At 64.3% G+C, this 26,331-nt stretch carries 27 protein-coding genes and 1 riboswitch; of the genes, 10 read left to right on the top strand and 17 right to left on the bottom strand.

Going from position 1 to position 26,331, the window contains the following annotated elements:
- Nucleotides 1-11: 11 nt before the first annotated feature.
- Both PVV74_RS12055 and PVV74_RS12050 read right to left on the bottom strand, forming a co-directional pair.
- Complete coding sequence (locus PVV74_RS12055; protein ID WP_274593379.1) at nucleotides 12-914, bottom strand: DMT family transporter; 903 nt, start codon at nucleotides 912-914, stop codon at nucleotides 12-14.
- Between the two features lie 39 nt (nucleotides 915-953).
- Nucleotides 954-1,478, bottom strand: coding sequence for a peroxiredoxin-like family protein (locus PVV74_RS12050; RefSeq protein ID WP_103763978.1), 525 nt, complete (start codon nucleotides 1,476-1,478; stop codon nucleotides 954-956).
- 172 nt (nucleotides 1,479-1,650) lie between these two features.
- Between PVV74_RS12050 and PVV74_RS12045 the strand changes: the two genes are divergently transcribed.
- Nucleotides 1,651-2,157, top strand: coding sequence for an MgtC/SapB family protein (locus tag PVV74_RS12045; RefSeq protein WP_245890508.1), 507 nt, complete (start codon nucleotides 1,651-1,653; stop codon nucleotides 2,155-2,157).
- A gap of 22 nt (nucleotides 2,158-2,179) precedes the next feature.
- Here PVV74_RS12045 and PVV74_RS12040 read toward each other — a convergent pair whose 3' ends face one another.
- Nucleotides 2,180-2,764: a hypothetical protein gene (locus tag PVV74_RS12040; protein ID WP_103763979.1), complete on the bottom strand. Its 585-nt coding sequence runs from the start codon at nucleotides 2,762-2,764 to the stop codon at nucleotides 2,180-2,182.
- On the bottom strand, nucleotides 2,761-4,242 hold the full coding sequence (ftsY, locus tag PVV74_RS12035; RefSeq protein WP_274593378.1) for a signal recognition particle-docking protein FtsY: 1,482 nt from the start codon (nucleotides 4,240-4,242) through the stop codon (nucleotides 2,761-2,763). Before ftsY ends, PVV74_RS12040 begins: the two co-directional genes overlap by 4 nt.
- A gap of 97 nt (nucleotides 4,243-4,339) precedes the next feature.
- On the opposite strand from ftsY, the gene PVV74_RS12030 reads away from it, so the two are divergent.
- The 3 genes from PVV74_RS12030 to PVV74_RS12020 all read left to right on the top strand — a co-directional run bounded on the left by PVV74_RS12030 (nucleotide 4,340) and on the right by PVV74_RS12020 (nucleotide 6,953).
- The gene (locus tag PVV74_RS12030) at nucleotides 4,340-5,227 is read left to right on the top strand and encodes a lytic transglycosylase domain-containing protein (RefSeq protein WP_274593377.1); all 888 of its coding nucleotides are present in this window, start codon (nucleotides 4,340-4,342) and stop codon (nucleotides 5,225-5,227) included.
- Between the two features lie 225 nt (nucleotides 5,228-5,452).
- Nucleotides 5,453-6,517, top strand: coding sequence for an alkane 1-monooxygenase (locus tag PVV74_RS12025; protein WP_338020422.1), 1,065 nt, complete (start codon nucleotides 5,453-5,455; stop codon nucleotides 6,515-6,517).
- Nucleotides 6,518-6,557: 40 nt separating this feature from the next.
- Nucleotides 6,558-6,953 (top strand): hypothetical protein, encoded by a 396-nt coding sequence (locus tag PVV74_RS12020; protein WP_274593376.1) that lies wholly within the window; start codon nucleotides 6,558-6,560, stop codon nucleotides 6,951-6,953.
- A gap of 7 nt (nucleotides 6,954-6,960) precedes the next feature.
- Here the strand turns inward: PVV74_RS12020 and xseA are convergent, their stop codons facing one another.
- Together xseA and PVV74_RS12010 are read right to left on the bottom strand one after the other, a co-directional pair.
- Nucleotides 6,961-8,484: an exodeoxyribonuclease VII large subunit gene (gene xseA, locus PVV74_RS12015; RefSeq protein ID WP_274593375.1), complete on the bottom strand. Its 1,524-nt coding sequence runs from the start codon at nucleotides 8,482-8,484 to the stop codon at nucleotides 6,961-6,963.
- A gap of 38 nt (nucleotides 8,485-8,522) precedes the next feature.
- Nucleotides 8,523-9,083 (bottom strand): type 1 glutamine amidotransferase domain-containing protein, encoded by a 561-nt coding sequence (locus tag PVV74_RS12010; protein WP_103763984.1) that lies wholly within the window; start codon nucleotides 9,081-9,083, stop codon nucleotides 8,523-8,525.
- A 137-nt stretch (nucleotides 9,084-9,220) separates the two neighbouring features.
- On the opposite strand from PVV74_RS12010, the gene purD reads away from it, so the two are divergent.
- Nucleotides 9,221-10,486 carry a phosphoribosylamine--glycine ligase gene (gene purD, locus PVV74_RS12005; protein WP_274593374.1) on the top strand — a complete coding sequence of 422 codons (1,266 nt, stop codon included), beginning with the start codon at nucleotides 9,221-9,223 and terminating at the stop codon, nucleotides 10,484-10,486.
- Between the two features lie 117 nt (nucleotides 10,487-10,603).
- Here the strand turns inward: purD and PVV74_RS12000 are convergent, their stop codons facing one another.
- Nucleotides 10,604-10,927 (bottom strand): 2Fe-2S iron-sulfur cluster-binding protein, encoded by a 324-nt coding sequence (locus tag PVV74_RS12000; RefSeq protein WP_057793755.1) that lies wholly within the window; start codon nucleotides 10,925-10,927, stop codon nucleotides 10,604-10,606.
- Between the two features lie 128 nt (nucleotides 10,928-11,055).
- Here PVV74_RS12000 and PVV74_RS11995 point away from each other — a divergent pair, with 128 nt between their 5' ends.
- The 3 genes from PVV74_RS11995 to PVV74_RS11985 are packed head-to-tail and all read left to right on the top strand — an operon-like array spanning nucleotide 11,056 to nucleotide 12,735.
- Complete coding sequence (locus PVV74_RS11995) at nucleotides 11,056-11,451, top strand: OB-fold nucleic acid binding domain-containing protein (RefSeq protein WP_103763986.1); 396 nt, start codon at nucleotides 11,056-11,058, stop codon at nucleotides 11,449-11,451.
- Between the two features lie 35 nt (nucleotides 11,452-11,486).
- Complete coding sequence (locus PVV74_RS11990) at nucleotides 11,487-12,014, top strand: peptidoglycan-binding domain-containing protein (protein ID WP_274593373.1); 528 nt, start codon at nucleotides 11,487-11,489, stop codon at nucleotides 12,012-12,014.
- A gap of 58 nt (nucleotides 12,015-12,072) precedes the next feature.
- Entirely contained in the window at nucleotides 12,073-12,735 is a 663-nt protein-coding gene (locus PVV74_RS11985; RefSeq protein WP_274593372.1) for a hypothetical protein, read from the top strand.
- 25 nt (nucleotides 12,736-12,760) lie between these two features.
- On the opposite strand, the gene PVV74_RS11980 is transcribed toward PVV74_RS11985, so the two are convergent.
- The 5 genes from PVV74_RS11980 to PVV74_RS11960 form a co-directional block, all read right to left on the bottom strand.
- On the bottom strand, nucleotides 12,761-15,055 hold the full coding sequence (locus PVV74_RS11980) for a glycosyl hydrolase family 28-related protein (RefSeq protein WP_274593371.1): 2,295 nt from the start codon (nucleotides 15,053-15,055) through the stop codon (nucleotides 12,761-12,763).
- A 232-nt stretch (nucleotides 15,056-15,287) separates the two neighbouring features.
- Nucleotides 15,288-16,352 carry an Mrp/NBP35 family ATP-binding protein gene (locus tag PVV74_RS11975; RefSeq protein WP_274593370.1) on the bottom strand — a complete coding sequence of 355 codons (1,065 nt, stop codon included), beginning with the start codon at nucleotides 16,350-16,352 and terminating at the stop codon, nucleotides 15,288-15,290.
- 508 nt (nucleotides 16,353-16,860) lie between these two features.
- A complete protein-coding gene (locus tag PVV74_RS11970; RefSeq protein ID WP_274593369.1) occupies nucleotides 16,861-17,133 on the bottom strand; it encodes a hypothetical protein in 273 nt (90 codons plus the stop codon).
- A gap of 102 nt (nucleotides 17,134-17,235) precedes the next feature.
- A riboswitch (cobalamin riboswitch) is annotated at nucleotides 17,236-17,424 on the bottom strand.
- Between the two features lie 77 nt (nucleotides 17,425-17,501).
- Nucleotides 17,502-17,783 (bottom strand): GNAT family N-acetyltransferase, encoded by a 282-nt coding sequence (locus PVV74_RS11965; protein ID WP_103763992.1) that lies wholly within the window; start codon nucleotides 17,781-17,783, stop codon nucleotides 17,502-17,504.
- 146 nt (nucleotides 17,784-17,929) lie between these two features.
- Nucleotides 17,930-18,679: a YebC/PmpR family DNA-binding transcriptional regulator gene (locus PVV74_RS11960; protein WP_103763993.1), complete on the bottom strand. Its 750-nt coding sequence runs from the start codon at nucleotides 18,677-18,679 to the stop codon at nucleotides 17,930-17,932.
- Between the two features lie 158 nt (nucleotides 18,680-18,837).
- On the opposite strand from PVV74_RS11960, the gene PVV74_RS11955 reads away from it, so the two are divergent.
- A complete protein-coding gene (locus PVV74_RS11955; protein WP_274593368.1) occupies nucleotides 18,838-20,610 on the top strand; it encodes an SLC13 family permease in 1,773 nt (590 codons plus the stop codon).
- A gap of 10 nt (nucleotides 20,611-20,620) precedes the next feature.
- Here the strand turns inward: PVV74_RS11955 and PVV74_RS11950 are convergent, their stop codons facing one another.
- Nucleotides 20,621-21,106 carry a lytic transglycosylase domain-containing protein gene (locus PVV74_RS11950; RefSeq protein ID WP_245890510.1) on the bottom strand — a complete coding sequence of 162 codons (486 nt, stop codon included), beginning with the start codon at nucleotides 21,104-21,106 and terminating at the stop codon, nucleotides 20,621-20,623.
- 221 nt (nucleotides 21,107-21,327) lie between these two features.
- On the opposite strand from PVV74_RS11950, the gene PVV74_RS11945 reads away from it, so the two are divergent.
- Nucleotides 21,328-21,615, top strand: a complete 288-nt coding sequence (locus PVV74_RS11945) for a hypothetical protein (protein ID WP_103763995.1) — start codon at nucleotides 21,328-21,330, stop codon at nucleotides 21,613-21,615.
- Nucleotides 21,616-21,672: 57 nt separating this feature from the next.
- Here PVV74_RS11945 and PVV74_RS11940 read toward each other — a convergent pair whose 3' ends face one another.
- From PVV74_RS11940 to PVV74_RS11925, 4 genes are all read right to left on the bottom strand, one after another.
- Nucleotides 21,673-22,533: a DUF2189 domain-containing protein gene (locus PVV74_RS11940; protein WP_274593367.1), complete on the bottom strand. Its 861-nt coding sequence runs from the start codon at nucleotides 22,531-22,533 to the stop codon at nucleotides 21,673-21,675.
- 204 nt (nucleotides 22,534-22,737) lie between these two features.
- Nucleotides 22,738-24,516, bottom strand: coding sequence for an SLC13 family permease (locus tag PVV74_RS11935; RefSeq protein WP_103763997.1), 1,779 nt, complete (start codon nucleotides 24,514-24,516; stop codon nucleotides 22,738-22,740).
- Nucleotides 24,516-25,472: a DMT family transporter gene (locus PVV74_RS11930; protein ID WP_274593366.1), complete on the bottom strand. Its 957-nt coding sequence runs from the start codon at nucleotides 25,470-25,472 to the stop codon at nucleotides 24,516-24,518. The genes PVV74_RS11935 and PVV74_RS11930 overlap by 1 nt, the downstream gene beginning before the upstream one ends.
- Nucleotides 25,469-26,281, bottom strand: coding sequence for a TIGR00282 family metallophosphoesterase (locus PVV74_RS11925; protein ID WP_103763999.1), 813 nt, complete (start codon nucleotides 26,279-26,281; stop codon nucleotides 25,469-25,471). The genes PVV74_RS11930 and PVV74_RS11925 overlap by 4 nt, the downstream gene beginning before the upstream one ends.
- Nucleotides 26,282-26,331: the final 50 nt, after the last annotated feature.

Raw genomic sequence — 26,331 nt, 5'->3', positions numbered from 1 at the left:
GCCCCTTCGCTTCAGCCGCCACTCTCAACTATGACCGCGCCGGCTGCAATCAATGCCATCAGCGCGATCCGCCGAGGCCCCACCGTTTCTTTCAGGATCAACCAACCTATGAGGGCGGCAAACACCGTTGAGGTTTCGCGCAGCACCGCCGCCTCGCCCACCTTGTCCAGCCGTGTGGCCATCATGATCGAGCCGAACGAGAAAAATGCGATTAACCCGCCCGCGACCCCGCGCACCAGCAGCGGACCGGGTTCGGGCGCATCCTCCATCCCGCGCCACCGGCGGTAGGCGATCACCGGAAAGATCAGCCCGTCGATCATGAAGAACCACGCAAGAAACGTGAACGGGTCGGCGGTGGCGCGAATGCCATAGGCGTCATACGTGGTGTAAAGCGCTACGAACAGTCCCGTAAGAACAGCCAGCCCCAAGGCCGCGGGCATGGTCTCACGATCCAGCTTGATCGTGCGCAGATTATAGATAGCCAACCCGTAAATGCCGGCCAGCAGAACGCCTACGCCCGTCCATTGCACGAGGTTGAACGTCTCGCCGAACAGCAGATAGGCCCCGATCACGGTGAAAAGCGGCCCCGTGCCGCGCACCACCGGGTAAACCACGGTGTAGGCGCCGCGCATATAGGCCATCGCCTGCAAGATCTTGTAAAGCGTGTGGATCAGCCACGCGGTCGCGAAGATCACCCACATATGCGGCTCGGGCCACGGCACGACGAACAGCGCAAAGGGCGCCGCCATCAGCGCATAAGCCCCGTCGATCGCGCCCCGCGTCAGCCACGGATCGTGCCGCCCTTTCTGCAACGCTCCGAACAACGCGTGCAGAACAGCGGCCAGCAAGGCCAGCCCCAGGGCAAGCTGGTGACCGGCCTCGGTCCCCTCCAAGGAAACGATCCATTCGCTCATGCGCCGGTGTCACACCCCCGGCACGGCCCGGTCCACTCGTCAGCTTTCATGCGTGCCGCGTATCGGATAATCGTTCTCAAGCACGTACTTGATCCGCGACGGCAGCTTCTCCAGCTCCGGGCGCAGGAACGGCGCGTTAGAGATATCCACCATGTGCAAGTTGCCCTCCGGGTTGACCAGGAACAGGCCGGGTTCCGCGAAGGGCCGGTCGGTTTCCTCGGGCGAGCGCGGGTCCGAGACATAAAGCCCCAGCGCCTGCATCTGCGCCACGTCCATCCCGTACCCCAGCGGTACCGAAAGGGAAAGGTCCGCCCGCAATTTCCGCGCCTTGGCCTCTGTATCGGCGGACACGGCCACCACTTCGATCCCCATATCCGAGAATTCTTCGAGCTTCGGCTCAAGGTCCTGCAGGTACTGGCGGCAGATCGGGCAGTGGATGCCGCGATACACGAAGATCAACTGCCACGGCTTTTCTTCGGGCTTGCCAAGGCGGATCGACCCGCCGTCGAGGCACTCGATCTCGGTCACGGGAAATGCGGTAGCGGATTGCAGGGCGTTGGGCATGGGAAAGCTCCTTTCTAGGGGGCGGATGCCGTCGTCAGCGGCACCGGGATCCGGAGTACCTAGTCACGAAGACCGCAAACCCAACCCCCTCGGGCCCAGCGACCGACAGGCAAACTCGACAAACAATCCGCAACGCAACGGAACCCACGCAGCATCACGCCGTTGATCCCTCATGCAACCCATGCTCGCCGCTTTCATGGATCAGATCGTGAACGAGGTGCAGGGCACCTTTTCAGTAGTGCCTGCCTCGGTCGCATTCGCGCGTCTCAGTGTTGCCGTGGTTCTAGGCGCGTTCATCGGCTTCGAACGTGAAATGCGAGACAAGCCGGCCGGACTGCGCACGCATATCCTCGTGGCCGTGGCCGCATGCCTTTTCGTCATCATCGGCCGCGAACTTGCCGCTCTCGATTTCGGCGGCGGCAACAGCGAACAGCGCAATGATCCCATACGCATGATCGAGGCGGTCACCGCCGGGGTCGCCTTCCTCGCCGCCGGGCTGATCTTCACCGCAGGCGACAAGGTGCGCAACGTCACCACGGGTGCTTCGCTCTGGCTGGCGGGCGCCGTGGGCCTCGGCTGCGGTGCCGGGCAGATCCCGCTCGCGGCAATGGCCGCCGCAATTGTCGTTATCGTGCTATTCGTACTGCGCCAGATCGAAAAACTGATTGGCACGCATTGAAGCCGCGCGGCATACGGCTGCCTCAGACGGGATAGATGAAATTGTTCACGTGCCCGTCGACAGTCTTTTCCTTGTCCAGTCGATCCAGCAGGAAGAAGATGCGATGCCGCTGCGGGTCCTGCGGCGCCAGCTTGGGCCGCTCTTTCGATGTCACGCCGGTGATCGTCTCATGCCCGTTCAGATAGTCTATGACAGGCTTGGGGTCGCCGGTGACTTCGACAAACAGCTTGAACTGCGTTCCCAGCCGTTTGTGCAACCGCAGCTTTACGCTGATCGGTGCCGACTTTGACGGCAGCGCCTCGGCAAGTTGAATCACTTTGTTACGCAGACGTCCGTGATGCCTTTCCTGATCGCTCGCAAGCGAACTCAGATAGGTGTCGTTCCCATAGCGGATCAGCAAAAGGTTCAGGCTGGTGATATTCTGCGGCACGCCGCTGTGCGGCTCCAGAATGAACTCGAATTCCCGCGTGCGAAGCGACAACTGAAAATAGGCCGCCTGGACCAAGCGATTGACCACGGTCCAGACCGCGCTCGCCACCGCAATGAAAAGTGTCGTGTCGAAGGCCAGCTCGAGCGTGCTGAACCGCGCAAGGATCTCTTCGATCATGCCGGCGCGCCCTGCTCCAGACCGGTCAGCGCCGCGGCGAAATCCTCAGGATCGAACGGTGCAAGATCGTCTATCTGCTCGCCGACGCCGATGGCGTGAATGGGCAGCCCGAACTTGTCCGCCAACGCCACCAGCACGCCGCCCTTCGCGGTACCGTCCAGCTTGGTCATCACCAGACCCGAGACATCGGCCAACTGCTGGAACGTCTTGACCTGGCTCAGTGCGTTCTGCCCCGTCGTGGCGTCCAGCACCAGCAGGGTGTTGTGCGGCGCATCCGGGTCCTTCTTGCGAATGACGCGCACGATCTTGGCCAGCTCTTCCATCAGGTCGGCGCGGTTCTGCAATCGCCCCGCCGTGTCGATCATCAAAAGGTCCGCGCCGTCTTTCTCGGCGCGGTCCATGGCATCGAAGGCAAGGCTTGCCGGGTCGCTGCCCTCGGGCGCCGTCAGAACCGGCACGCCCGCGCGATCGCCCCAGACCTGCAACTGCTCCACCGCGGCGGCGCGGAACGTGTCGCCCGCCGCGATCACCACCGACTTGCCCGCCGCCTTGAACTGGCTCGCCAGCTTGCCGATCGTCGTGGTCTTGCCCGACCCGTTGACACCAACCACCAGCACGACCTGCGGGCGTTTGGGGTAGAGCGGCATGGGCTTGGCCACAGGCTCCATGATCCGGGTGATCTCTCGCGCCAGCAGCTCCTTGATCTCCTGGCTCGACAGCTTGCGCCCCATGCGCCCCTCGGCCATGTTGGCGGTGACGCGCAGGGCGGTATCCACGCCCATGTCGGCGGTGATCAGCAGCTCCTCCAGCTGTTCCAACATGTCGTCATCGAGCACGCGGCGCACGACCGTTTTCGCCTCGCCACGCCCCAACAGACGGCCCAGAAGGCCCGACCGCGCTTGCGGGGCGGCCTCGCTCTTCGGTGTATCGGGCGGGATCTCGATCGGCGTCGGCATGGGTTGCGGATCAGGGGATCGCACCGGGTCTTCCAGGGGCGGCGTCTGCGGCACCTCCTGCGGCGCGGCGGGCGGTTGCTCGGACGGCGGCGCGGGAATTTCCTGCGGCGACGGCTCCGGTCGCGGCTCCGGCGGCGGGGTCGGACGCGGCTGGGGTTTCGGCTCGGGCTCTGGTTCGGGTTCCGGCTCCGGCTCGGGTTCGGGCTCCGGCTCGGGTTCGGGCTCCGGTGTCGGCTCGGGCTCCGGTGTCGGCTCGGGTTCAGGCTCCGGCGTGTGGCGCGGCTCCGGCTCCTCTACCGGTTCCGGCTCGGTCTCTGGTTCCCGTTCTGGCCTTGGGTCGGGTGCCGGTGTAGGTTCGGGCTTTGCCGTCGGCTCCGGAGACGCGTCTTGCGCCGGATCGGGCTCCGCTGCCTCGGTCACCTCCTCGGCTTCGCCACCGTCCTCGACAATCGCGTCCAGCCCCTCCTCCAGCTTCGAGGAAGACTTGAACAACCGATCCTTCAGCTTGCGGAAAAACGCCATTGAGACACCCTTGCTTTCTTGTCTATCCAGTTAAACCGCCCCGCCCGAGATGAAAACCCACCATTGACAAGCGTGGGCGACAGGCAACCATGCCAACATGCTTCTGCGCCTCGCCCTGATCCTGTTGATACTTGTCCCCGGTCGCGCATTCGCGACGCCGCCGGACACGATCTGCTCCACCGACAAATGGGGGCCGCCGGTCTGCATCCGCAAGGCGCATTTCGTCTACGACACCTGCAACGCGCTCCAGACCTTCGCCACCCGTCACGGGATCGACGCTCATTTCTTCACCCGTCTCATCTGGCAGGAAAGCCGCTTTGACCCCAACGCGCTCAGCCACGCCAATGCCCGCGGAATCGCCCAGTTCATCCCCTCAACCGCCAAGCTGCGCGGCCTCAAGGACCCCTACAACCCCGCCGAAGCTCTGGAGCATTCCGCCCAGTACCTGGCCGAAATGGCCCGCCGCTATGGCAATCTCGGGCTGGCCGCCATTGGTTACAACGGCGGCGAGCGTCGCGCGGAAGGCCTGATCGCGGGCACCGGCGGGCTGGCACGGGAAACCATCGACTACGTCCGCATCATCACCGGCGTCCCCTACTCCAACTGGACCGAAGAGCCGACGCCGACACCAGATCTGCGCCTGTCGCATGAACTGCCGTTCGACAAGGCCTGCTTCGACCTTGCCCGCAACCGCCGCATGACCGCCCTGAAATCCTATCTTCCGAAACTCAAGCCATGGGGCATTCAGATGGCGTTCGGGATCACGAAGAAGGCATCGCTCGCCAAATTCGCGGCGCAGACCCGTGCCTGCGCCGGGCTGATCGGCAAGCAAGAGCCGGATGTGGTCTTTCAGAAAAGCCGTGCAAGCCCGAAGGGCGGCTATTTCATGGCCCGTCTCGGGCGCGACAGTCGCGACGCCGCTTGGCGCGACTGCGCGAAATTCAAGAAAGCCGGCTGTATCTGCGCGGTCTACAGCAACAACTGAATACAATAGGCGCGCGAGGCCAGCAAACTCGAACACAAACATCGAGTGGTTCAAATTGAAGCTTTAAGCTGCGCACCCCGCACTCAATACATCCTATGCGCCCTTCCGCTTGCGACCTTTGCGCGGAAACAAGATGTTTCGACGATAAATCCAGCCGCGAAGCTTGAGCGAATCGAAATCCTGCCCATGGTAAAGTGCCGTGCAAGCACTAGAAAAAGGAACTTCATGCAGGGGCTGCGCCTTTTCACAATCGCGACCTGCCTTCCGGTCGCCTTTATCCTGCTCGCCGCCGCCCTCGGCGGTGCCTGGGCGTGGATCGCCTTGGGCTATCTTACCGTGCTCACCTTCCTGCTGGATCGCCTTATCGCGGCAGAGGCGGCCAATACCGACCCTGATGCGGAGTTTCCCGCAGCAGACAAACTTCTGACCGTACTTGGCGTGTCGCATTTCGCCCTTTACGGCGCGGCGCTATGGGCCATCGCCGGCCCCTCCGGCCTTGGCGGCCTGGAGCGGTTTCTCACCGGATTCGCAACCGGGCTATTCTTCGGCCATGTGTCTCACCCCGTCGCACATGAACTGATCCACCGCCCGAGCCGCGTAAGACGCTTTCTCGGCCGCCTGATCTACACGTCCCTGCTGGTCGGCCATCACGCCAGCGCCCATCTCCGCGTGCACCATGTCCACGTGGGCAGCGATGCGGACCCCAACAGCGCAAGACCCGGTGAAGGCTTCTATCGCTACGCAGTGCGGGCCAGCGCCGGATCATTTCGCGCCGGTCTCGCGGCCGAGAACCGCTTGCGCGCGGGCCGCAAACCGTTTTGGACCCACCCTTATGCGCTCTATCTCGGCGGGGCGGCGGCGCTGAGCATCGGCGCGCTCGTTTTCGGCGGATCCGATGCGCTTTTGGCGGTGCTGGCCCTGTCGCTTTACGCGCAGATGCAGATTCTGCTCTCGGACTATGTGCAGCACTACGGCCTGCGCCGCGCCGCTCTCCCCGACGGCCGCCTGGAGCCGGTGGGACCGCAGCACTCCTGGAATACGCCGCACTGGTTCTCCTCGGCGCTCATGCTCAACGCGCCGCGTCATTCCGACCACCATGTCACCCCGGCGCGCGGTTACCCGGCGCTGCAACTTGATCCCGAAACCATGCCGATGTTGCCGATGCCGTTGCCATTCATGGCTACGGTCGCACTCTTCCCAACGCTCTGGCGCCGGATGATGGACCGCCGTTGTGCAAAGTGGCGCGATCGTGCCGAGCGGCACGCATCTCGGCCGATGGCCTGCGAATAACGCGGTGGCGCGCCCGGCGCACATCTGTCAGGATCGAACCATGCGCCTGTTGCTTGTCCTTTCCTTGCTTGTCACCCCCTGCGCCGCCGTCACCCAAGACCAAATGACCGCGGCAGAGTTCGACTCTTACACTCGCGGCAAGACCTTCTATTACGGTGCGCAGGGTGCCCCCTACGGCGGCGAGGAGTATCTCGAGAACCGTCGCGTGCGCTGGTCTTTCCTCGACGGCCGCTGCCAGGAAGGTGAATGGTACGAGGACGATGGCCTGATCTGCTTCGTCTACGAGAACAAGCCCGAGCCGCAATGTTGGAGTTTCCAGCGCTCGGGCGGCGGCCTTGTGGCGCAATTCCAGAACGACCCCGCCCAGACCCAGCTTTACGAAATGGAACAGACCGGCGAGCCGCTGCACTGCCTCGGCCCCGAAATCGGCGTCTGAGCCGGCGTCAGAACAGGCTGCCCTGTTCGGGCGGCGGTTTCTTCGGCTTCGGACTCGGCCTCGCCTTCGATGTCTGCTCCACCGTTTGCGGTGCTTCGGCACCTGAGCTTCCCCCGACGGCAAGCGTGCCGTCGCTGAACTCGATCTCCAACAGTGTCGCCGCCTGCGCCGCGGCTTTCGTCGTCACCACCTCTGCATCGCCTCGAACCACGGCATAGCCGCGGCTCAGCGTCGCCTTGTAGCCCAGCGTCTCGCGCAGCCGCTCCTGCGCGTCCAGCCGGTCGCGCCAGTCCCGCACCTGCTGCCGGCTGACATCGGACAGCCGCTTGGTGACGCGTTCGAAGTCCGCCCGTTTCTGGCTGATATCGCGCTGCAATGTGCGCGTATTCATCCGCGCGGCAAGCGAGACGAACCCCTCACGGCGGTTTCGCACCCTTTCCCGCAGCATCCCGGGCCGCAACGCACCTGCCTTCTGCGAAAGCGCGACCTGCCGCACCTGGATAGACGCCCGCAGCGCGCCGGGCAGCTTGTCCCCCATCCCGTCCAGCCTCTGGCGCGGCCCGTCCAGCAAGGCCTCGCCCCGGGGCAAGGCGCGGCTCAGGTCGCGCAGTCTTTGCCGCCGCGCCGTCACTTGTCCCTGCAGGGCTTGCAACAACCTCCCCTCCTGACCATCAAGCCAGGCCAGAAGGTCCAGCCGCACCGGAACCGCCAGTTCCGCCGCCGCCGTGGGCGTCGGCGCCCGCTTGTCCGAGGCAAAATCGATCAGCGTCGTGTCCGTCTCATGCCCCACGGCCGAAATCAGCGGAATCTCCGATGCCGCGGCGGCCCGCACGACCGATTCCTCGTTGAACCCCCACAGGTCCTCGATACTGCCGCCGCCGCGCGCGACGATCAGGAGATCCGGGCGAGGCAAGGCCCCTCCGGGCGTCAGCGCGTTGAAACCCTGGATGGCGTTCGTCACTTCCGGCGCACATTTTTCGCCCTGAACTGCCACGGGCCAGATCAACACCTTGCGAGGGAACCTGTCGCGCAGACGATGCAGAATATCGCGGATGACGGCACCGGACGGAGAGGTCACGACCCCGATCACCTCCGGCAGGTAAGGCAATTGCTTCTTGCGCTCGGGCGCGAACAGCCCCTCGCCCGCCAGCGCCTTGCGCCGCGCCTCCAGCATCGCCATGAGCGCGCCCATTCCGGCAGGCTTGAGATCCTCGATGACGATCTGGTACCGCGATTGCCCCGGGAACGTTGTCAGCCGGCCAGTTGCGACAACCTCCATGCCCTCTTCGGGCTGCACAGCCAGACGCCCGGCCACGCCTTTCCAGATCACCCCGGCCAGCACCGAGCGATCGTCTTTCAGGTCCATGTAGAGATGACCAGAGCGAGGCCGGCTTACACGGCCCACCTCACCCTTGACGCGCACGTGGGAAAACTCCCCCTCGATCATGCGCTTGATTACCCCCGACAGATCGGAGACCGAAAATTCGGGGGCATTTTCGCCCGGGGCGGGATCATCAATGAGGTCGGACATGACCCCATCTTTGACGCATCCCGCCCCGGTTGGAAAGGTCAGGCGGCACGGCTTTCGTGACGGCCTTCGCAAATTTCCTCGATCACCTTGCCACAGAAGTTCGGCAGATCATCGGGATTGCGGCTGGTGACCACGCCTTGGTCGACCACCACCGGGCTGTCTTCCCATCTTGCACCGGCATTTTCCATGTCGGTGCGAATCGAATGGTACGACGTCAGGTGCAAACCTTTGGCGATGCCCGCCTCGGCCAACAGCCACGGCGCATGACAGATGGCGGCGATGGGTTTCTTGGCCTCAAAGATCGTCTTGATGAACCTAATGGCATCCTTGTCGGTACGCAGGATGTCCGGGTTGATCTGGCCGCCGGGAAGAACCAGCGCATCGTAGTCGCTAGGGCTGACAGCGTCGACGGTCTTGTCAACGTCGACGGACCGGCCCCAGTCGTTCTCATTCCAGCCGCGGATCTGGCCCGCCTTCAGCGAGACGATGTGGACCTCGGCACCTTCGCTCAGCAACGCATCGCGCGGCTTCTCCAACTCTGATTGTTCGTAGCCGTCGGTGGCCAGTATCGCGACTTTTCGATTCGACAGTTTGGTCATTTCATTACTCCTGCATTACTCGATTACCTTACGCTTTCCCAACGCCACGACCCCCGATCCGTTCCCGCGACAGGCGGTCGCTTGCCACCCGGCCACGCAACGCTTAAGCAAACGGCGAAATCCAACGGAGCGGTGCCATGAACATTCTCATTCTCGGCGGCGGCGGGCGCGAACACGCACTGGCCTGGGCGGTGATGCAGAACCCCAAATGCGACAAGCTGATCGTGGCGCCGGGCAATGCCGGGATCGCGCAGATCGCCGAATGCGCGTCGCTCGACATCGAGAACGGCGCGGCGGTGGTGAATTTCTGCGAGGCCAACGCCATTGACTTCATCATCATCGGTCCCGAGGCGCCACTGGCCGCAGGCGTCGGCGACAGGCTGCGCGACGCGGGCTTTCTCGTCTTCGGCCCCTCGCAGGCCGCGGCCCAGCTCGAGGCCTCCAAAAGCTTTACCAAGGAAATCTGCGACGCCGCGAACGCCCCCACGGCCGCCTATGGCCACTTCACCGACGCCGCGGCCGCCAAGGATTACGTGACCAGCCAAGGCGCGCCCATCGTGGTCAAGGCCGATGGCCTGGCCGCGGGAAAGGGCGTGATCATCGCCCAGACCGTCGAAGAGGCGCACGCCGCCATCGACGACATGTTCGGCGGCAGCTTCGGCAGCGCCGGCGCCGAGGTGGTGATCGAGGAGTTCATGGACGGCGAAGAAGCGTCGTTCTTCGTGCTGTGCGATGGCCAGACGGCCCTTCCCATGGGCACCGCTCAGGATCACAAGCGCGTGGGCGAAGGCGACACCGGCCCCAATACCGGCGGCATGGGCGCCTATTCCCCCGCCCCCATCCTGACCGATGCGGTGGCCGAAAAGGCGCTGGATCAGGTCATCCGACCCACCCTGCGCGTCATGGCCGAGCGCGAGATGCCCTACCAGGGCGTGCTCTATGCAGGGCTGATGATTAAGGACGGCCAGCCGCGCCTGGTGGAATACAACGTGCGTTTCGGCGACCCTGAATGCCAAGTCCTGATGCTGCGGCTAGGTGCCCAGGCGTTGGACCTGATGCAGGCCGCCGCCGAGGAACGCCTGCACCAGGTCGAGGCCAGCTGGGCCGACGATCATGCCCTGACGGTGGTGATGGCAGCCTCGGGGTATCCCGGCGCCTATCAGAAAGGCAGCATCATCAGCGGGTTGGACGACTGTCCTGAAGACAGCTTCCACATGGTGTTCCATGCCGGCACCGGCGAAAAGGACGGAAAGATCACCGCCACGGGCGGCCGGGTGCTCAACGTCACGGCTCGGGCCGATACCCTGCGCGAGGCCGCCGACCGCGCCTATGACATGATTGATCGAATCGACTGGCCCGACGGGTTTTGTCGGCGCGATATCGGGTGGCGGGCTCTGGACTGAGTTCCGGACCGCGCTGCGCGCGATCCGATAGATGCGGGGGCCAGCCCCCGCACGCAGGTTCAAGCGGGGACCAGCCCCTGCACCCCCGGGAAATTTATGGCCAGAAGAAGGGGCGGATCAGATCTGTTTCTCTGGCATTTGTACGACAAGGCCGTCCAGCGCGTCGCTGACCTTCAACTGACACGTCAGGCGCGAGCGCTCGGGATCGGGCTCGAACGCGAAGTCCAGCATGTCCTCTTCCATGTCGTCTTTCGCCGGCAGCTTCTCGACCCAGGCCGGATCCACATAGACATGGCAGGTCGAACAGGCGCAGGCGCCGCCGCAATCGGCCTCGATGCCGGGGATGTTGTTGTCGCGCGCGCCTTCCATCACGGTCAGGCCGTTGGCGACCTCGACCTCGTGCTTGGTGCCGTTATGTTCGATGTAGGTTATCTTCGCCATGTATTCGGGCTCCCGTCGCTTCATCTTACAAGGGTTCCTAGACGCGCCATTTAGCCGATGCCAGTCCCATTTGCGACATCACGCGGAAAAGAGTTGCGCAAAATTCGCGATGTTCTACTTATGTTCTCATGAGAGTTTTCTCCGAGAGCACGGCCCATGACTGGCCACGCCCGCCTTCCGCGCTGGTGGCCGCGCGCATGGACGACCCGCCGGACGGGGCGCGCATCACCGTCGCGGGCCTCGTCATCCTGCGCCAGCGCCCCGGCACGGCCAAGGGCGTGATCTTCATCACGCTCGAGGACGAAACCGGCGTGGTCAACATCGTGGTCTGGCGCGCACTTTACGAGAAATACCGCCGCGCGGTCATTGCCGGGCGGCTGCTGCGCGTCACCGGCCGTATCCAGCGGCAATCAGGCGTCGTGCACGTCATCGCCGAGGACGTCGAAGATATCTCGCACTTGCTGGATCGCCTGCTGGAGGACGCGGGCGACAGCACACTTCCCCAAGCGGATCAAACCGGGTAAGATACTGCAAAACACGCCTAAAAAGGCACGAGCGGATGATCCGACCAACCCTGATAGCCCCCTGCGCCCTTCTGGCGCTGGCCGCCTGTGGAGACATGTCCGACGCGGGTAACGACGCGGTGCAGCGGCTGGACACCCCCCCACCCGGCGCGGCCCCCGGCACCTGCTGGGCACAAGACACCTCGCCCGCCGTGGTGGAAACCGTGACCGAGCAGATCCTCGTCAGCCCCGCCGAGGTGGCCGATGACGGCACTGTCACGCGTCCTGCCAGCTACCGGACCGAAACCGCGCAGAAGATCGTGCAGGAACGGCGCGTAACCCGGTTCCAGGTTCCCTGCCGCACCCAACTGACGCCGGAATTCAACGCCTCGGTACAGCGCGCCCTCAAGGCCCGCGGGCTCTATCGCGGGCCGATCAACGGCCAGTTGGATCGCGGCACCCGCGCCGCCATCCGCCGCTTTCAAAAGCCGCAGGGATTTGATTCCGATATCCTGTCCATTGCCGGCGCGCGCCAGCTTGGATTGATCGCGGTCGCCCGCGACACGCCGGACAACCCGGAATAATCGGCTTTCGTTAACCAAAGGTTTACCAAATTTAACCAATCTGAACGCGTGAGGTGCAATGCTGCTCAAGCGCGTTATCATTCCCGTTTTGCTGATCGCCAGCGTCGCGCCGGCGCTGGCCGGTCCCTGGATGCGGACCGAGGGTGAAACCTTCTTGAGCTATTCAATCGAGACCGACTTCGAGAACGGCATTTCCGATGGCAGCGGTTTCTACGGCTCGTTTTATGCCGAGCATGGGCTGACGCACGGCTTGACCCTTGGCCTCGATGCGGGCGGCCACGAGGACGACATGTCCAAGGCCATCGCGTTCCTGCGCTGGCCCATCGGCGCCACCGACCGCAGCACGCGCATCGTCCCAGAATTCGGCCTTGGGATGGCTCGGGAAACTTTCGCGCTTCGGCCGGGTCTCAGCGTCGGACGCGGGTTTGAGCTTGGGGATAAACCCGGCTGGCTGAGTATCCACAGCCGGGCGGTGATCATCGGCAGTTTCGATGGCATTCTGGAAACCGATATCACCTTCGGCCTCAGCCCCCGCCCCGACGCCAAGATCATCCTGCAACTACAGACTGGCATCCCGACGCAAAGTGATCCTTACGCCAAGCTGGCTCCATCCTACATACGCCGCATCGCACCGGGCCGCCACGTCGAACTCGGGCTTGTCGCCGGCGTGGCAGAGGCCGATGATTTCAAGCTGAAATTCGGCCTCTGGCAACAGTTCTGATGCGTTGCGCGACACCTCCCGTGCATCAGATCAGATCGTCGATCCTGATGCGCATCGTGACCGTCCCGCTGACCGCCTTTTCCCAGCGCAGGTTGACGCTGTCCTTGTTCGGTCCTTCCTTTCCGTCGTAGTAAGGCACCCCGAAATAGGCCGTTCCATCGGCTTCGCGGATCGCCCGCTCTGCCACGATCGACTCGACCGTCTGCGCCCAAGCCTCGAAGGGCAGCTTGGGATGAGGCGACACGACCCATGTCTTCTGCGCGCTGGCCTCGGTATGTTGCATGACCAACGGGTTTTCCACCTGGATATTGACGTTGAAATAGGCGTTGTCCTCGAAGCGGATGTTGCGGAACCGCTCGAAGTTCATGGTCGCAAAGCTGGTGTCGATGCCCTCGAAGCGGTCAATCGGCCCGTCGATCAGGCGCACCGTGTTGCCCGTGACCGTCAGCCCGTTGATGAAGTGCCCCGGCCCATACGGTTTCACGGACAGGAAATTGAAAGAGGGCGCAGTGCTCTGGCTGAGGAAAACGTTACTGGTGATGGACAAAGCGCTGAACGAAAATTCGCTCGAGAAATCGGGCGCCTCGTCATACTCGTTGGTCCACTCGATCGAACCGTCGCAGATATAATTGCCGGTGAAGGTGCCCCGGTTGTTGGTCCGCGCCATAACGAAAATTGCGCTGCGCGGCCCCGGATCAGCACTGTCGCCCTGGAAACAGTGGTTGCCCATGATGATGCTGGACGATCCCGCCAAAATCGCGAAATGCTTGAAGAAATTGCACCGGCAATTGCGGATCTTGATGTCGTTGCCGTTGCAGTTCATCCCGATCGTTGTCCGGTCGGGCACCAGCAAAGGACTTTCCCGCGACAAAAACTGGCAGCGGTCGATCATCATGCCCTGGTCGCCCTCGCCGTGGCTGGTGATCCCCCGGTCGCGCGGCTGTGTGAAGAAACAATCCCGGAAATGTATGGCCGATCCCGCGGGGGGCAGCAGCACGGCACTGCAATCGCCGCCGCACTGGAACTCGACATTCGATACCGCGAATTTCGAGATCTGCGAGAAGCCGCTGAAATCCCACATATATTTGAACCGTTTGAACGTGTAGTTCTGCGTGCCTTCCGCATCAAAGAGCGGGTGACTGAGGGTGACGGTCTGGGCACCGACGTTTTTGGAACGCACATAGACCTCTCGGCCCACCCCGTTGCCCGTGACCAGCGAACCGACCTGGATATTGGCCACGTTCGCCACGTTGATCAGTCGCTTGTTGTCGTTGGCGTTGTACGTTGCCTGCGAGGTGACAGTATCGGTGTCCCAGTTCGCCCCCGGAAAAACCGAGAATTGCGCGTTCTTGATCACGTGTCGCGTCTTGTAGGTGGTCCGGTTCGGCACGGCGGCCTGCATGTCCACAGGTTCGCGCAGCGCCACCTTGCGGCCTTTCATGTCCAGCTCCACGTGGCCGGGGTTGTTCAGCAGCGCCTGGTAGGCCTTCTTGAACGCCATCTCGGTTTCACCGCCGAAAGCGTCCACGTATTTGGAAAAGTCGAAATCGTTGACCAGCTCGAAAATCTTGTCGACCGGCATGGTGACCTCGCCCTCGAACTCGACCTTGCTTTGCATGGCCAGGCTGTCGCCCAGAAAATACGTACCGGCGGACACCAGCACGGTCCGGCCATGCGCCGCGGCATCCGCGGCCTCGAACGCAGGCAGGTCATTGGTGCTGCCATCCCCTTTCGCGCCGTAATCGCGCACGTCCACCAGTCCGACCAGATCGCGCAGGAAGATGCTGGTTACATCCTCGATCCTAATGTCGTCGATCCGCACCACGCCGCTATTCGGCCCCGTCAGGTCGATGCCGAAATGGCCATACAGGGGCTCTGTGCCCCAGACCATGTCGACACCGCCGCGGTCGCCGCTGCCGACAATAGCCGTGACCTCGACCACCTCGCCATAGTTGGTCAGCGCCACGCTCGGGCCGGTCTCGACCAGGCCGTTGACATGGGCGCCGCCCGCACCGCCGGCCCAGGCCGCGATGCGCACGTTCGGCAGGTTCCCGGCAATTGCCTTAACCCGAGCGGTGATCTGCAGGTAACAGCCCGGCAGGATCGGCGTCTCGCCCATGTACCGCAGTTTCTGAACGGCTTGGGTTTTCTGGATCTCCAGCGCCCCGCCGAAATCCTGATCGGCAGGCACGAAGGCGGCGTTGGCCGCCCCATCATACGTGTCGGACCCCGGCGTGCCGTTCCCGCTCGACCAGACGTCCAGCCCGTTCGCATAGGCCGGCGGCATGAAGGTGATGCCATCGGTAATTGCCTTGTTCATGAATTTCCCTTTCCGCGCCAGGGGGCCGTCCCCAAGGCGTCACATGTTTGCCAGCCATAGGCGCGAACCGGAGCGCACCCGGGCTTCGGGAAATATCAACGGGGAGTTAACGGGACCTCAGGACACCGTGACGGTGCCCGACCTTTGGCGGCCTATGCCAATGGCGGTGTGAATTGTACCTAAAGTGGGTAAAAACCCACTATATCAGGCATTCTCATAGGCCGAATTGGGCCTACGCCATTCCGCCCTGCACCAGCCGATCCGCCAACCGCGCATAAGCCTCCGACACCGGACCGTACTCCAGCGCCACGGGCCGCCCGGCGTCGCCGCCCAGCCGTGTGTCGAGGTCGATCGGCAAGGCCCCCAACAGCGGCAACTCCAGCCTCTCGGCCTCCTGCGCCACGCCGCCATGGCCGAAAATCGCCGCCTCGTATCCGCATTGCGGGCAATGGAACATCGACATGTTCTCGATCAGCCCCAGCACCCGCGTCTTCAGCGTGTTGAACATGTCGATCGCCTTGCGCGCATCCAGAAGCGCCACATCCTGCGGCGTCGAGACCACCAGTGCACCGGTGGGCGCCGCCCTTTGGCACAGGGTCAACTGCACATCCCCCGTTCCCGGCGGAAGGTCCACCAGCAGCACGTCCAGCTCGCCCCAGTCCACTTGGCTTATCATCTGCTGCAAAGCCCCCATCAGCATCGGCCCTCGCCAGACAACGGCGCGGTCCTCTTCGATCATCAGTCCGATGGACATCATCTTGACGCCATGTGCCTCCAGCGGAGTCAGGATCTTGCCGTCCGGGCTGCTCGCCCGCTCGGTCACGCCCATCATGCGCGGCAGGCTCGGCCCGTGTATATCGGCGTCCAGCAAGCCCACGCGCCGTCCCGCCCGGGCGAGTGCCACTGCAAGGTTCGACGCCACGGTCGACTTGCCCACGCCGCCCTTCCCGGACGCCACCGCCAGAATCGACTTCACCCCGCCTGGGCGGATCGACGCGCTTCCGCCCTCGGGGTGCCGGCCCACCTTCAGTGACGGGGTCGGGGCCTCGGGCGCCTGTGCGGTCAACGCCACCTGCGCCGAAGTCACTCCTTCGACCGACAGCGCCGCGCGCTCGGCGGCTGCTCTCAAGGGCTCCATGTGGCGGGCCATCTCGGCAGTGGGCGCCTCCAGCACGAATCGCACTTCGCTGCCTTCGAGTCGCATCGCACGCACCATGTCGCGTGAAATCACGGTACCACCGTCCGGCAGTTCAAGCCGTTCCAGCTCCTGGCGCACTTTGTCGAGTATTTCCGTCATGCCCTGCCTCCATGCATCTGCGCCGCCAAAAGTCGCATTTCTGAAAGCAGGCACAACCCCCGTTTCAATCCCGCACAAAAAACCGGCAAATAGATGATATTGCACGCAAAAAATGAACTATTCTTCTATGCGCTTCCTGCATAGCCGCGTTGCAGCAAAATCTATTGTGCACGCGCAGCATATCGCTATCTTTAACTCAACAGCGAACGAAACGGCCACCGCGCCAAACGCTCGCTAAAACAATCAGGTGCTTCTCCTCCCGTTTGGCACCTGTTCGGGATACCGCCTCTCCTCCCTTGTGCGGTCCCGGCAAGACCTGGGCTCAGAACGAGCCCAACTGTAACGAACGGTCCCTTCCTCCTCCCTGGGACCCGACGTAAAGAACGGCGGCGCCTCTCCTCCTCCCTGGCGTCGCCGTTTTTTTTGCGCGACACCATCCATTCCTCTTCCGGACACCTGAACCGGATGCGCCCCGCCGCATGTGACAACGGGGCCAAATTCCGTAAGCTCAGTGCATGACCCGAGCCGCGCGCCCGCGCCGTCCGCGGGCCATCGGCGCCGCATGCCGCGCCTCTTCCAGGAAATCGACGAAGGCACACGCCGCAGCACTGCCCGGGTTCTGCACAACTGGCTCGGCCAGCGCCTCGCGCAACACGCGCGCCGTGACGGTCCCCGGATAGGCGAAAACCCATTCCAGGAATCCCAGTCGCGCCACGGCCTCGGCCTCCGCGCCGGTGGCGCCGCTGCGCTCCAGTCCATCCATGATCGGTGTCAGGTTCATGTTTTCTGCTCTTCCTCCGGCCACACCCCGGGCCGGACTGGGGCGAAGGAAAGCCGCGCGAGAACCGCTTTTCGGTCCACCGCCCGTACCGCCCCCCGCGGTTCGACGTTCACCCCAAGGGCTGGTTTCCGGGCTTGGCGGGGGTGCGGATACGCGCGCCTTCCCGGGGCATCTTGCCCCAGTGGCCCTCTGCGGTATCCCCCATCCTTACCGTTGCGGGGGCAGCGCCGGACTTGCACCGGCTTCCCAATTCTCCACGGCTTTCGTGGCACCTTCGGGACCATCATCTTGCCGCCAACCGGCCTCTGGCGCAACACGCGATTGCGACCTTGAAGGGCCTCCCGACGACACATGCGTCAAACCAGCCCTCAGGCCAGAACGTCGGCCCATTCGGGATGCCGTCGAAACTGCGCCGCGGCAAAGGGGCAAAGCGGCGTGATCTTGCGGCCCGCCGCCCGGGCATCCTCCACCGCGCGCGTGACCAGCGCCAAGCCCACACCATCGCCACGATATTCGTCCGGCACGCCGGTATGGTCGATAATCATTCCCGAGCTTCCCAACTTGGAATAGGTCAGCTCGGCCTCCGGTCCGTCACCGATGCGGGTGACATAGCGCCCCTTGCTCTCGCCGTCCTCGTGTTCGATCTGCATGTCTGTCTCCCATGGCCGAGCGCAGGATGCCGCACCGCCGACGAAAGGTCCATCACACTGTACATCGCGTGCCGTATGCACGACGCCGAACCAAACGCAAAACGGCGCCCCGAGGGGACGCCGCTCCATGGTCCGGGCCGGCAGGATCACTCCGCCGCCAACTGCTCCATCACCTCATCGCTGGCCTCGAAATTCGTCGTGACGTTCTGCACGTCATCGTCATCCTCCAGCGCGTCGATCAGCTTCATCAGCTTCTGCATCGCTTCCAGGTCCAGCTCAGTCGTGGTCGTGGGCCGCCAGACCAGCTTGGTTTCGTCACTCTCGCCCAGCTCCGCCTCCAGCGCGGTGCTGACGTCGTTCAGATCGGTATCCGCACACCACACGGTATGCCCGTCCTCGCCCGATTCCACGTCCTCGGCCCCGGCCTCTATCGCGGCCATCATCACCGTATCGGCGTCGCCCGCGCCCGCCGGGTAGGTGACCTGCCCCTTGCGTTCGAACATGAACCCGACAGAACCAGTCTCGCCCAGGTTCCCGCCATGCTTGGTGAAGGTCGAGCGGACCGTGCTGGCGGTACGGTTGCGGTTGTCGGTCATCGCCTCGACAATCACCGCCACGCCGTTGGGACCATAGCCCTCATAGCGAATTTCCTCGTAATCCTCGCCGTCGCCCGCGACCGATTTCTTGATCGCCCGGTCGATATTGTCATTCGGCATCGACTGCGACTTGGCCTGCTTGATCGCAAGGCGCAGGCGCGGGTTCTTGTCGGGGTCCGGATCGCCCATTTTGGCGGCAATCGTTATCTCCTTGGAAAATTTGGAGAAAAGCTTTGCCCGCTGGGCATCCTGACGCCCCTTACGGTGCTGAATATTCGCCCATTTTGAGTGGCCGGCCATGACGCGCCTCCGATGACATGTGTAAAGTTCACGCCTCTATAAATCAGGCGCGGGCCGCTGTGCAATCCCGGCAATCGACTGTTGCGCCGCCGCCCGTTGCCTCTAGGCTGGCCGGACGGGCCGCGCCCGTCAGACCGCTCCGGAAAGACCTCGCCCAGATGACCCAGGACCAGATCATACTCTTCGCGCTTTTCGGCGGCGTGTTCGCGCTACTGCTCTGGGGCCGCTACCGCTACGATATCGTCGCGTTCGGCGCGCTGATGCTGGGCGTGGTGCTGGGTGTCGTGCCCACCGAGCAGGCCTTTACCGGCTTCGGTCACCCGGCAACGATCATCGTGGCCCTCGTCCTCGTTGTCTCCGCCGGTCTGGTACGCTCGGGCGCGGTCTTTCTCATCACCCGGACGCTGGTCGACAGCTCGCGCAGCCTCGGCGCGCATATCACCATCATGGGCGGCATCGGCGGCGTGCTCTCGGCCTTCATGAACAACGTCGCGGCACTGGCCCTGCTGATGCCCGTCGACGTCCAGACCGCGCGCAAGGCCAAGCGCCCTCCGGGACTCAGTCTCATGCCGCTTTCCTTTGCCACGATCCTTGGCGGCATGGTCACACTTATCGGCACGCCCCCAAACATCATCATCGCCGGCATCCGCGAGGACGCCTTGGGGCAATCCTACTCCATGTTCGACTTTGCCCCCGTCGGCGCCGTCACCGCGCTTGCCGGTCTTGTCTTCGTCGCCCTCATCGGCTGGCGGCTCATTCCGGCCCGCGACGACAGCGGTCTGCACGCCGCCGAACTGGCCGATTACCTGGCCGAACTCACCATCCCCGAGGACAGCGCCCAGATCGGCAAGCGCCTCGCAGAGTTGCAGGAGGATGCCGACAGCAACGACGTCGCGCTTCTCGGCGTGGTGCGCGACGGCAAACGCCGCTATGGCCGTGCCCGCAACACCATTCTGCAAGCCGGCGACGCGCTCGTGATCGAGGCCACGCCCGACGCGCTGGATGAGTTCCGCTCCGCGCTGTCTCTCGCCTTTTCGGACTCCAAGCGCGAGGACAAGGTCCGCGCCGCCGGCGACGGGCTCGACATGATCGAGGTCGTGGTCCCCCGCGATGCACGCATCGCCGGCCGCACGGCCCAGTCCGTGGGCCTGAATTGGCGTCAGCGCTCGGTACTGATGGGTATCTCCCGCCGCGGCCGCCAGATCCGCGAGCAAGTGCGCAAGACAACGATTCAGCCGGGCGATATCCTCCTTCTGCTGGTCCCGCACGAAACCGGCTCGGACGTGACCGAGTGGCTGGGCTGCCTGCCGCTGGCCGAACGCGGGCTGAAAGTGACGCAGGACCGCAAGACTTGGGCTGCCATCGGCATCTTCGGCGCCGCCGTCGCCGCGGCCAGCTTTGGCCTGCTCTATCTGCCCATCGCGCTCGGGCTGGTGGTCATGGCCTATGTGCTGACGCGCATCGTCCCGCCGTCGGAGCTCTACACCCATATCGAGTGGCCCGTGGTGGTGCTGCTCGGCTCGATGATCCCCCTGGGTGCCGCATTCGAAGAGGCCGGCGGCACCGCCCTGCTCGCGGGCGGCCTCGTCGACCTGACGGCAGGCTTCCCCGCCTGGGCGATCCTGACCGTGCTGATGGTGGTCACGATGACGCTCTCCGACGTGCTCAACAACACCGCGACCACCATTGTCGCCGCCCCCGTCGGCATCCAGATGGCCAGCACGCTCGACGTCTCGCCCGACCCGTTCCTGATGGCCGTCGCGGTGGCCGCGTCCTCGGCCTATCTCACGCCGATCGGGCACAAGAACAACACGCTGATCCTCGGCCCCGGCGGCTACGCCTTCGGGGATTACTGGCGCATGGGTCTGCCGCTCGAAATCATCGTGGTTGCCGTGTCCGTGCCGGCGATCCTGGTGTTCTGGCCGCTTTAGACGCCCGGCTTCAGCGGCAGTGCCGCGCGATCTCGCGCTCGCGCAGGCCCGTCTCGACCAGCAGGCACTTGTCCCGCGCAGCATAGTAATAGCCCCGCGCGTACCACATTACCGCATCGGGCTCGCTGCCATCTGATACCAGCCACGCGCCGCGCAGGTATTTCACCGCGTATTTCAGGTTGGTCTCAGGATTCAGCAGGTCGCTCGCCTGACCCTGGAACCCCATGCCCCGTGCCGTGGCGGGCAGGATCTGCATCATCCCCCAATACGGACCATTGCGCGCCTTGGGGCGGTAATCACTCTCGCGCTGCACCACCCGGTGCACCAGAGACCGCGGCACCTCGTAGTTGTCGGCATACTGGTTGATCAGCGCCCGGATCTGCGGCGTCTCGTTGGGATAAAGCGGCGGGTTGTGCCGCGCTGGCGGCTCCGACGCCTCTTTAGCGCTGCATCCCGCAACCACGCACACCAGCATCAAGGCCATCAAACGCCGCATCAGAGAATCCCCCGGTTTTTCGGTCTTTTTCCCCAAGCCCCGGTCTCTGGCAAGCTTGCAGAATTCCGACGGGCGAGAATCCGCCATTTATATTTGGGCCGTCCTCTTGCAAACCACGCGGCCCATCCCATTTCACCGCCATCCGGGTGCGAGGCTCCGCCCGGCGGCTACGAAAGCGCGGAGTCGCGCCGAGAGTGCTTTCCTCCCCTTGGACCAACCCCATGCGCATCATAACCGCTGCAGTCGCGATCGCCGTCGCAACCCTCCCCGCCTTCGCAGATGAAACCGAGGGCCACGTCCTCGCCTTCGACCGCATCGACGGCATCATCGTTCTTACCGACAAGACCGTCTGGGAAGTGCCCACCGAGATCACCCTGCCCGAGGACCTCGGTCGCGGCGATCGCGTCCTCTTCGAGTACGACACCGCCGGCGAAGACGGCATGACAAAGCTTAACGCCGTCACGCGCCTGGCCACCGCGCTGCCCGAAGGCACCGACGGCGGCAGCTAAGCCTGGCATCCCGGGGCCGGCCTCACCCGGCCCTGGCTTGCGCAGACCGCGGTGGCCTCACGCCCACCCCACGGCGGCGCGATAGAGATGCCAGGTCGCATGACCCAGCACCGGCAGCACGACGATCAGCCCCAGGAATAGCGGCACCGTCCCGATCAGCATCAGGACAGCCACGATGGCACCCCACCTGGCCACTGTTGCCGGGTTCTTCTGCATCACCCGCAACGAGGTGGCGACCGCCACAGCCAGCCCGACCCGGCGGTCGATCAGCATCGGAAATGTCGTCAGGCTGACCGCCAGCACCATCACCGCAAAGACCGCGCCAACCGCCATTCCGACCGCGATCATCGTCCAGCCCGGCCCGGTCGTCAGCACATCCGTCACGAAACCCGACAGGCTCTGCGGGGGCTGTGGCCCCAGCGTCCAGTCATAGATCTTCATCGCCGCCAGCATCCAGATGATGAACACCCCCAGCAGGTACACCGCCATCACCAGCACCGGCCCGATATTCTCCGCCCGGATCACCGACAGCGCGGCGCTCCATCCCACGTCGTCGCGCTGCTCCGCCTGTCGGCTCATCTCGTATAGGCCGATCGCCACGATCGGCCCCAACAGCAGGAACCCCGCCGCCAGCGGAAACAGCATCGGTAACATCGCCCGGTGAAAGGCGAAGAACGACAGGCACAGCCCGATCGCCGGATAGATCATCACCAGGAACATCACGTCACTTCGAAAGCGGCTGAAATCGGCATAGCCCTTGCGCAGCGCCTCGCTCAGATCTCCGTGTGACAGCGACCTGGCCTTCGGCGTGGCGCCTGCCTCGCCGCTCAGCGCGACGGTGGCATCGCCCACCGACCGGCTCACGCCGGACACGCCCTGAAAGAACCATGAAAGTGGATTTCCGATAGTCTTGACCATGAGACACTCCCTTCCTCCATTCGGCCGGGCATCCCGGTCGGATTAGGTTCGGCGGGTCTCGTCACTTGGCGGAACACCCGCCTGTCTGGTCATCCTACCACAACCAAGGCGTGCAGGTGATCACTATTTAGGGACAGCGCCCGTCAGCGACGGCGCCCCTGACCTTTCACTGTTCCAGGAACACCCGAAGGTCCGGCAACCGCCTCACAGCGGCCAGATGAACGGGATCAGCGCACTGGCCAACACCCCCACGCTCAGGTTCAACGGCACGCCCACCTTCAGGAAATCGGTAAACTTGTAGCCTCCTGGCCCATAGACCAGCGTGTTGGTCTGGTACCCGATGGGCGTGGCGAAACTGGCCGAGGCCGCGACCATCACCGCCACCACAAGCGCCCGCGCGTCGATCCCCATCGCATCCGCCAGCCCGATGGCAATGGGCGTCACCACCACCGCTACCGCGTTGTTGCTCACCAGTTCCGTCAGGATCGAGGTCAGAAGGTAGATCGCCCAGACGATCAGGAAGGGCGGTAATGACGACAGCGCCGGCGCCACCGCATTCACGATCAGCTGCACCGCCCCCGACGCATCCAGCGCCGCCCCGATGGCCAGCATCGAAAAGATCAGCGCCAACAGCCGCCCCTCGACAAAGGAAAACGCCTCCTCCGCATCGATGCAGCGCGACAACAGCACCACAGCCAGCGCGATCACCGTCAGCGCCAGGATCGGCGCCACGCCCAGGGCGGCCAGGATCACGATCCCCGCCAGGGCCGCCAGCGCCACCGGCGCGTGCCCCCGCCGGAACGCCTTGGCCGACGGATGGCTGACGTCAACCAAGTCCATTTCGCCCGCCAGCCGCTTGATGTCCTCCGGCGCGCCTTCCAGCAGCAGCGTGTCGCCCACCCGCACGATCAGGTCGTCCAGTTGCCGCCCGATATTCTGGTTCCGCCGGTGCACCGCAAGCGGATAGACCCCGAACCGCCGCCTCAAGCGTAGCGATCCCAGGCTGCGCGCCACCATCTTGCACCCCGGCGTGATCAGGACCTCTACCGTTGTCGTCTCCACCTGCGACACCTGGTCGACGCGCTTCAGCTCCTTGTTGCGCTGCAGGCTCAGCAGCTCGGTCATCTGCGTGCGCAGCACCACCCGGTCGCCCACCTGCAACTCCACTCCCTGCAAGTTCCGCCTCAGCGAGATATCGCCCCGCACCACGTCCACCAGCCGCACGCCCTCGCGCTTGAACAGCTGCACGCCGGTCACTTCCCGGCCAATCAGGTTGCTCTCCGGCGGGATCACCGCCTCGGTGAAGAACTTCATCTTCGAGCGGTCCGACAGCATGTCCGCCATGCTCTCGCGCTCCGGCAACAGGCGCGGCGCGATCAAATACAGGTACACCGCGCCCCAGGCCACCAGGCACAGCGCCAGCGGCGTCACCTCGAAAATCCCGAAAGGCTCCATACCCTGCGACCGCGCCACGCCGTCGACCAGCAGGTTGGTCGAGGTCCCGATCAGCGTCAGCGTCCCGCCCAGAATGGCCGCGTAACTCAACGGGATCAGCATCTTCGAGGCCGTCACCCCCAACGTCCGCGCCAGTTGCACGAAGATCGGGATCATAACCACGACCACCGGCGTATTGTTCATGAAGGCCGAGCCGAAGACCACGAAGACCATCAGCAACCCGATCGCCAGCTTGGGGTTCACCTTGGCCTGCCGGTCCGCCACCGTCGTGAACGCGTCCAGCGCGCCCGTGCGCACCAGCGCCCCCATCACCACGAACATCCCGGCGATGGTCCAGGGCGCGGGATTGGACAGCACGTCGAGGCCCGCATCATAAGGCAGCACCCCCAGCGCCAGCAGCACCGCCGCCCCGCTCAGCGCGACCACCTCTGTAGGATAGACCTCGCGTATGAACAGCACGAACATCACCGCGACCACACCCAGCGCGACCAGCGGCTGGGCGCCCTGCGAAAGTTCAATGAATTGCATCAGCTCTGCCTGTCCCGGTCCGATGTCATGCCAGCTTCGGCATTCTCATCTATCACGCGCCCCGGCACAAGAACCCGTGCGGCCCGGGGCTGCACCAGGAACATCCCAAGCATCATCACCCCCAGCGCCAGCCAGACCCAGATCGAATAGCTTTCGCCCAAGAGCGTCATCGACCACAGCACCCCCGCCGCCGTCACCATGTACGATGTCTGCGCCGAGAAGACCGACCCGGCATGGCCCACCATCCACACGTAAGAGGCATAGACCAGCGCGTGCAGCGCCGCCGCCCCCAACAGCGCCAGCTCCGGCATACCCACGCCCTTCAGCGGGTTGATCCACTGCCCCGTACCCACCGCGACGGGCAGCGCCACGACCGCCCCGATCATTGATGCACCGATGATCACCTGCATCGGGTCCAGGCCCTGCGTGCCCCATTTCGCCACCAGGTTGCCTTCGGTCGCGTAAAGTGCCGGCGCACACAGCGCCACCAGAACGAACAGCGCCGAGGTTCCCGTGGGCAAGCTCGCCTCCGGCCCCACCAACAGGACGATGCCCCCCAGCCCCAGCATCACGCCCCAAAGCCGCTGCCACTCGAAGGTCTCGTTGCCCATCAGCACAGCGATCGGCAACGAGAACATGGCGACCGAGGCGATCACGATCGACATCACCCCGCCCGACAGCTGGGCCGCCGCTGTGTAAAAGAAGATATCCGGCAAGACCGCCCCGCACAGCGCCACCATCAGGAACAGCCGCAGATAGGCCCGTGCGAAGACAGGCCTGCGCCCCCGCAAAAGCGTCACCGCGCCCAGGCAAACCACCACGATGATCAGCTGCCAGAAGATCAGGCCGAAGGGCTGGTGCCCGGTGCTCACCGCAATCTTGCTCAGCGGAATCGACAGGCCCCACCCCAGCCCCATGGCAACCAGAGCGGCATAAAGCCCGAGGGTCCGCCTCATGGACCGCTGGCCGCCAGCCGCCCGCCCTCGCGGACCATTTCAACCCGGACCGCTTTTCCGGTGGCGTCGTCCGTCTCCACGTACAGCCCGCACAAGGTCACCTCGCCCATGGCCGGCGTGAATCGCTCCTTGCCCATCCCGGTCACGAAGCGCCGCATCGGCTCGGTCTTGTCCATGCCGATCACGCTCAGGTAATCGCCGCACATGCCCGCATCCGACTGAAAGGCCGTGCCGCCCGGCAGGATCTGCGCATCGGCGGTGGGCACATGGGTGTGGCTGCCCACGACGATGCTTGCGCGCCCATCGCAGTAATGCCCCATGCCCATCTTCTCGCTGGTGGCCTCGCAATGGATGTCGATCAGGCTGGCCTGCACCGCGCCGCCCGGCACATGCGTCCGCATCACCGTGTCCACGGCGCTGAACGGGTCGTCAAAGGCCCGTTTCATGAATACTTGCCCCAGCACCTGCGCCACCAGCACCTTGCGCCCCCGCGCATCGGAAAAGACGGCCGAACCGCGCCCCGGCGCGCCCTTGGCAAAGTTCAGGGGCCGCACGATCCGCGGCTCGCCCTCGATATATTGCAGCATGTCCTTCTGGTCGAACGCGTGATCGCCCAGCGTCAGGCAATCCGCGCCCGCCTCCAGCAACGCCTTGGCATGTGCCCCGCTCAGCCCCATCCCGCCGGTGGCGTTCTCGCCGTTGACCACGACGAAATCCACCTTCCACGCCTCGCGCAGGCCCGGCAAACGCTCCGCGACGGCCTGCCGCCCGGCCCGGCCCATCACGTCTCCAAGATACAAAATCTTCATGGCAAAACTGGTAGAGACACCGCTTCCAAAGGGCAAGGGCCAGCGATGCC

The organism is Roseovarius sp. SK2 (assembly GCF_028807495.1).
Lineage (GTDB): Bacteria > Pseudomonadota > Alphaproteobacteria > Rhodobacterales > Rhodobacteraceae > Roseovarius > Roseovarius confluentis.
Note: the sequence above shows the minus strand (reverse complement) of the source record. Positions and strands in the feature narration are given on the sequence as shown.

Coding starts and splice junctions, on each gene's coding strand:
- PVV74_RS11995 (WP_103763986.1), top strand. CDS start 11,056: ATGAGAGTTTTCTCCGAGAGCACGGCCCATGACTGGCCACGCCCGCCT.
- PVV74_RS11950 (WP_245890510.1), bottom strand. CDS start 21,106: ATGCGGCGTTTGATGGCCTTGATGCTGGTGTGCGTGGTTGCGGGATGC.
- PVV74_RS12010 (WP_103763984.1), bottom strand. CDS start 9,083: ATGACCAAACTGTCGAATCGAAAAGTCGCGATACTGGCCACCGACGGC.
- PVV74_RS11980 (WP_274593371.1), bottom strand. CDS start 15,055: ATGAACAAGGCAATTACCGATGGCATCACCTTCATGCCGCCGGCCTAT.
- xseA (WP_274593375.1), bottom strand. CDS start 8,484: ATGTCCGACCTCATTGATGATCCCGCCCCGGGCGAAAATGCCCCCGAA.
- PVV74_RS12050 (WP_103763978.1), bottom strand. CDS start 1,478: ATGCCCAACGCCCTGCAATCCGCTACCGCATTTCCCGTGACCGAGATC.
- PVV74_RS12040 (WP_103763979.1), bottom strand. CDS start 2,764: ATGATCGAAGAGATCCTTGCGCGGTTCAGCACGCTCGAGCTGGCCTTC.
- PVV74_RS12020 (WP_274593376.1), top strand. CDS start 6,558: ATGCGCCTGTTGCTTGTCCTTTCCTTGCTTGTCACCCCCTGCGCCGCC.
- PVV74_RS11985 (WP_274593372.1), top strand. CDS start 12,073: ATGCTGCTCAAGCGCGTTATCATTCCCGTTTTGCTGATCGCCAGCGTC.
- PVV74_RS11930 (WP_274593366.1), bottom strand. CDS start 25,472: ATGAGGCGGACCCTCGGGCTTTATGCCGCTCTGGTTGCCATGGGGCTG.
- PVV74_RS11970 (WP_274593369.1), bottom strand. CDS start 17,133: ATGAACCTGACACCGATCATGGATGGACTGGAGCGCAGCGGCGCCACC.
- PVV74_RS11940 (WP_274593367.1), bottom strand. CDS start 22,533: ATGGTCAAGACTATCGGAAATCCACTTTCATGGTTCTTTCAGGGCGTG.
- PVV74_RS12030 (WP_274593377.1), top strand. CDS start 4,340: ATGCTTCTGCGCCTCGCCCTGATCCTGTTGATACTTGTCCCCGGTCGC.
- PVV74_RS11990 (WP_274593373.1), top strand. CDS start 11,487: ATGATCCGACCAACCCTGATAGCCCCCTGCGCCCTTCTGGCGCTGGCC.
- PVV74_RS12055 (WP_274593379.1), bottom strand. CDS start 914: ATGAGCGAATGGATCGTTTCCTTGGAGGGGACCGAGGCCGGTCACCAG.
- PVV74_RS11965 (WP_103763992.1), bottom strand. CDS start 17,783: ATGCAGATCGAACACGAGGACGGCGAGAGCAAGGGGCGCTATGTCACC.
- purD (WP_274593374.1), top strand. CDS start 9,221: ATGAACATTCTCATTCTCGGCGGCGGCGGGCGCGAACACGCACTGGCC.
- PVV74_RS12000 (WP_057793755.1), bottom strand. CDS start 10,927: ATGGCGAAGATAACCTACATCGAACATAACGGCACCAAGCACGAGGTC.
- ftsY (WP_274593378.1), bottom strand. CDS start 4,242: ATGGCGTTTTTCCGCAAGCTGAAGGATCGGTTGTTCAAGTCTTCCTCG.
- PVV74_RS11945 (WP_103763995.1), top strand. CDS start 21,328: ATGCGCATCATAACCGCTGCAGTCGCGATCGCCGTCGCAACCCTCCCC.
- PVV74_RS11935 (WP_103763997.1), bottom strand. CDS start 24,516: ATGCAATTCATTGAACTTTCGCAGGGCGCCCAGCCGCTGGTCGCGCTG.
- PVV74_RS12025 (WP_338020422.1), top strand. CDS start 5,453: ATGCAGGGGCTGCGCCTTTTCACAATCGCGACCTGCCTTCCGGTCGCC.
- PVV74_RS11975 (WP_274593370.1), bottom strand. CDS start 16,352: ATGACGGAAATACTCGACAAAGTGCGCCAGGAGCTGGAACGGCTTGAA.
- PVV74_RS11925 (WP_103763999.1), bottom strand. CDS start 26,281: ATGAAGATTTTGTATCTTGGAGACGTGATGGGCCGGGCCGGGCGGCAG.
- PVV74_RS11955 (WP_274593368.1), top strand. CDS start 18,838: ATGACCCAGGACCAGATCATACTCTTCGCGCTTTTCGGCGGCGTGTTC.
- PVV74_RS12045 (WP_245890508.1), top strand. CDS start 1,651: ATGCAACCCATGCTCGCCGCTTTCATGGATCAGATCGTGAACGAGGTG.
- PVV74_RS11960 (WP_103763993.1), bottom strand. CDS start 18,679: ATGGCCGGCCACTCAAAATGGGCGAATATTCAGCACCGTAAGGGGCGT.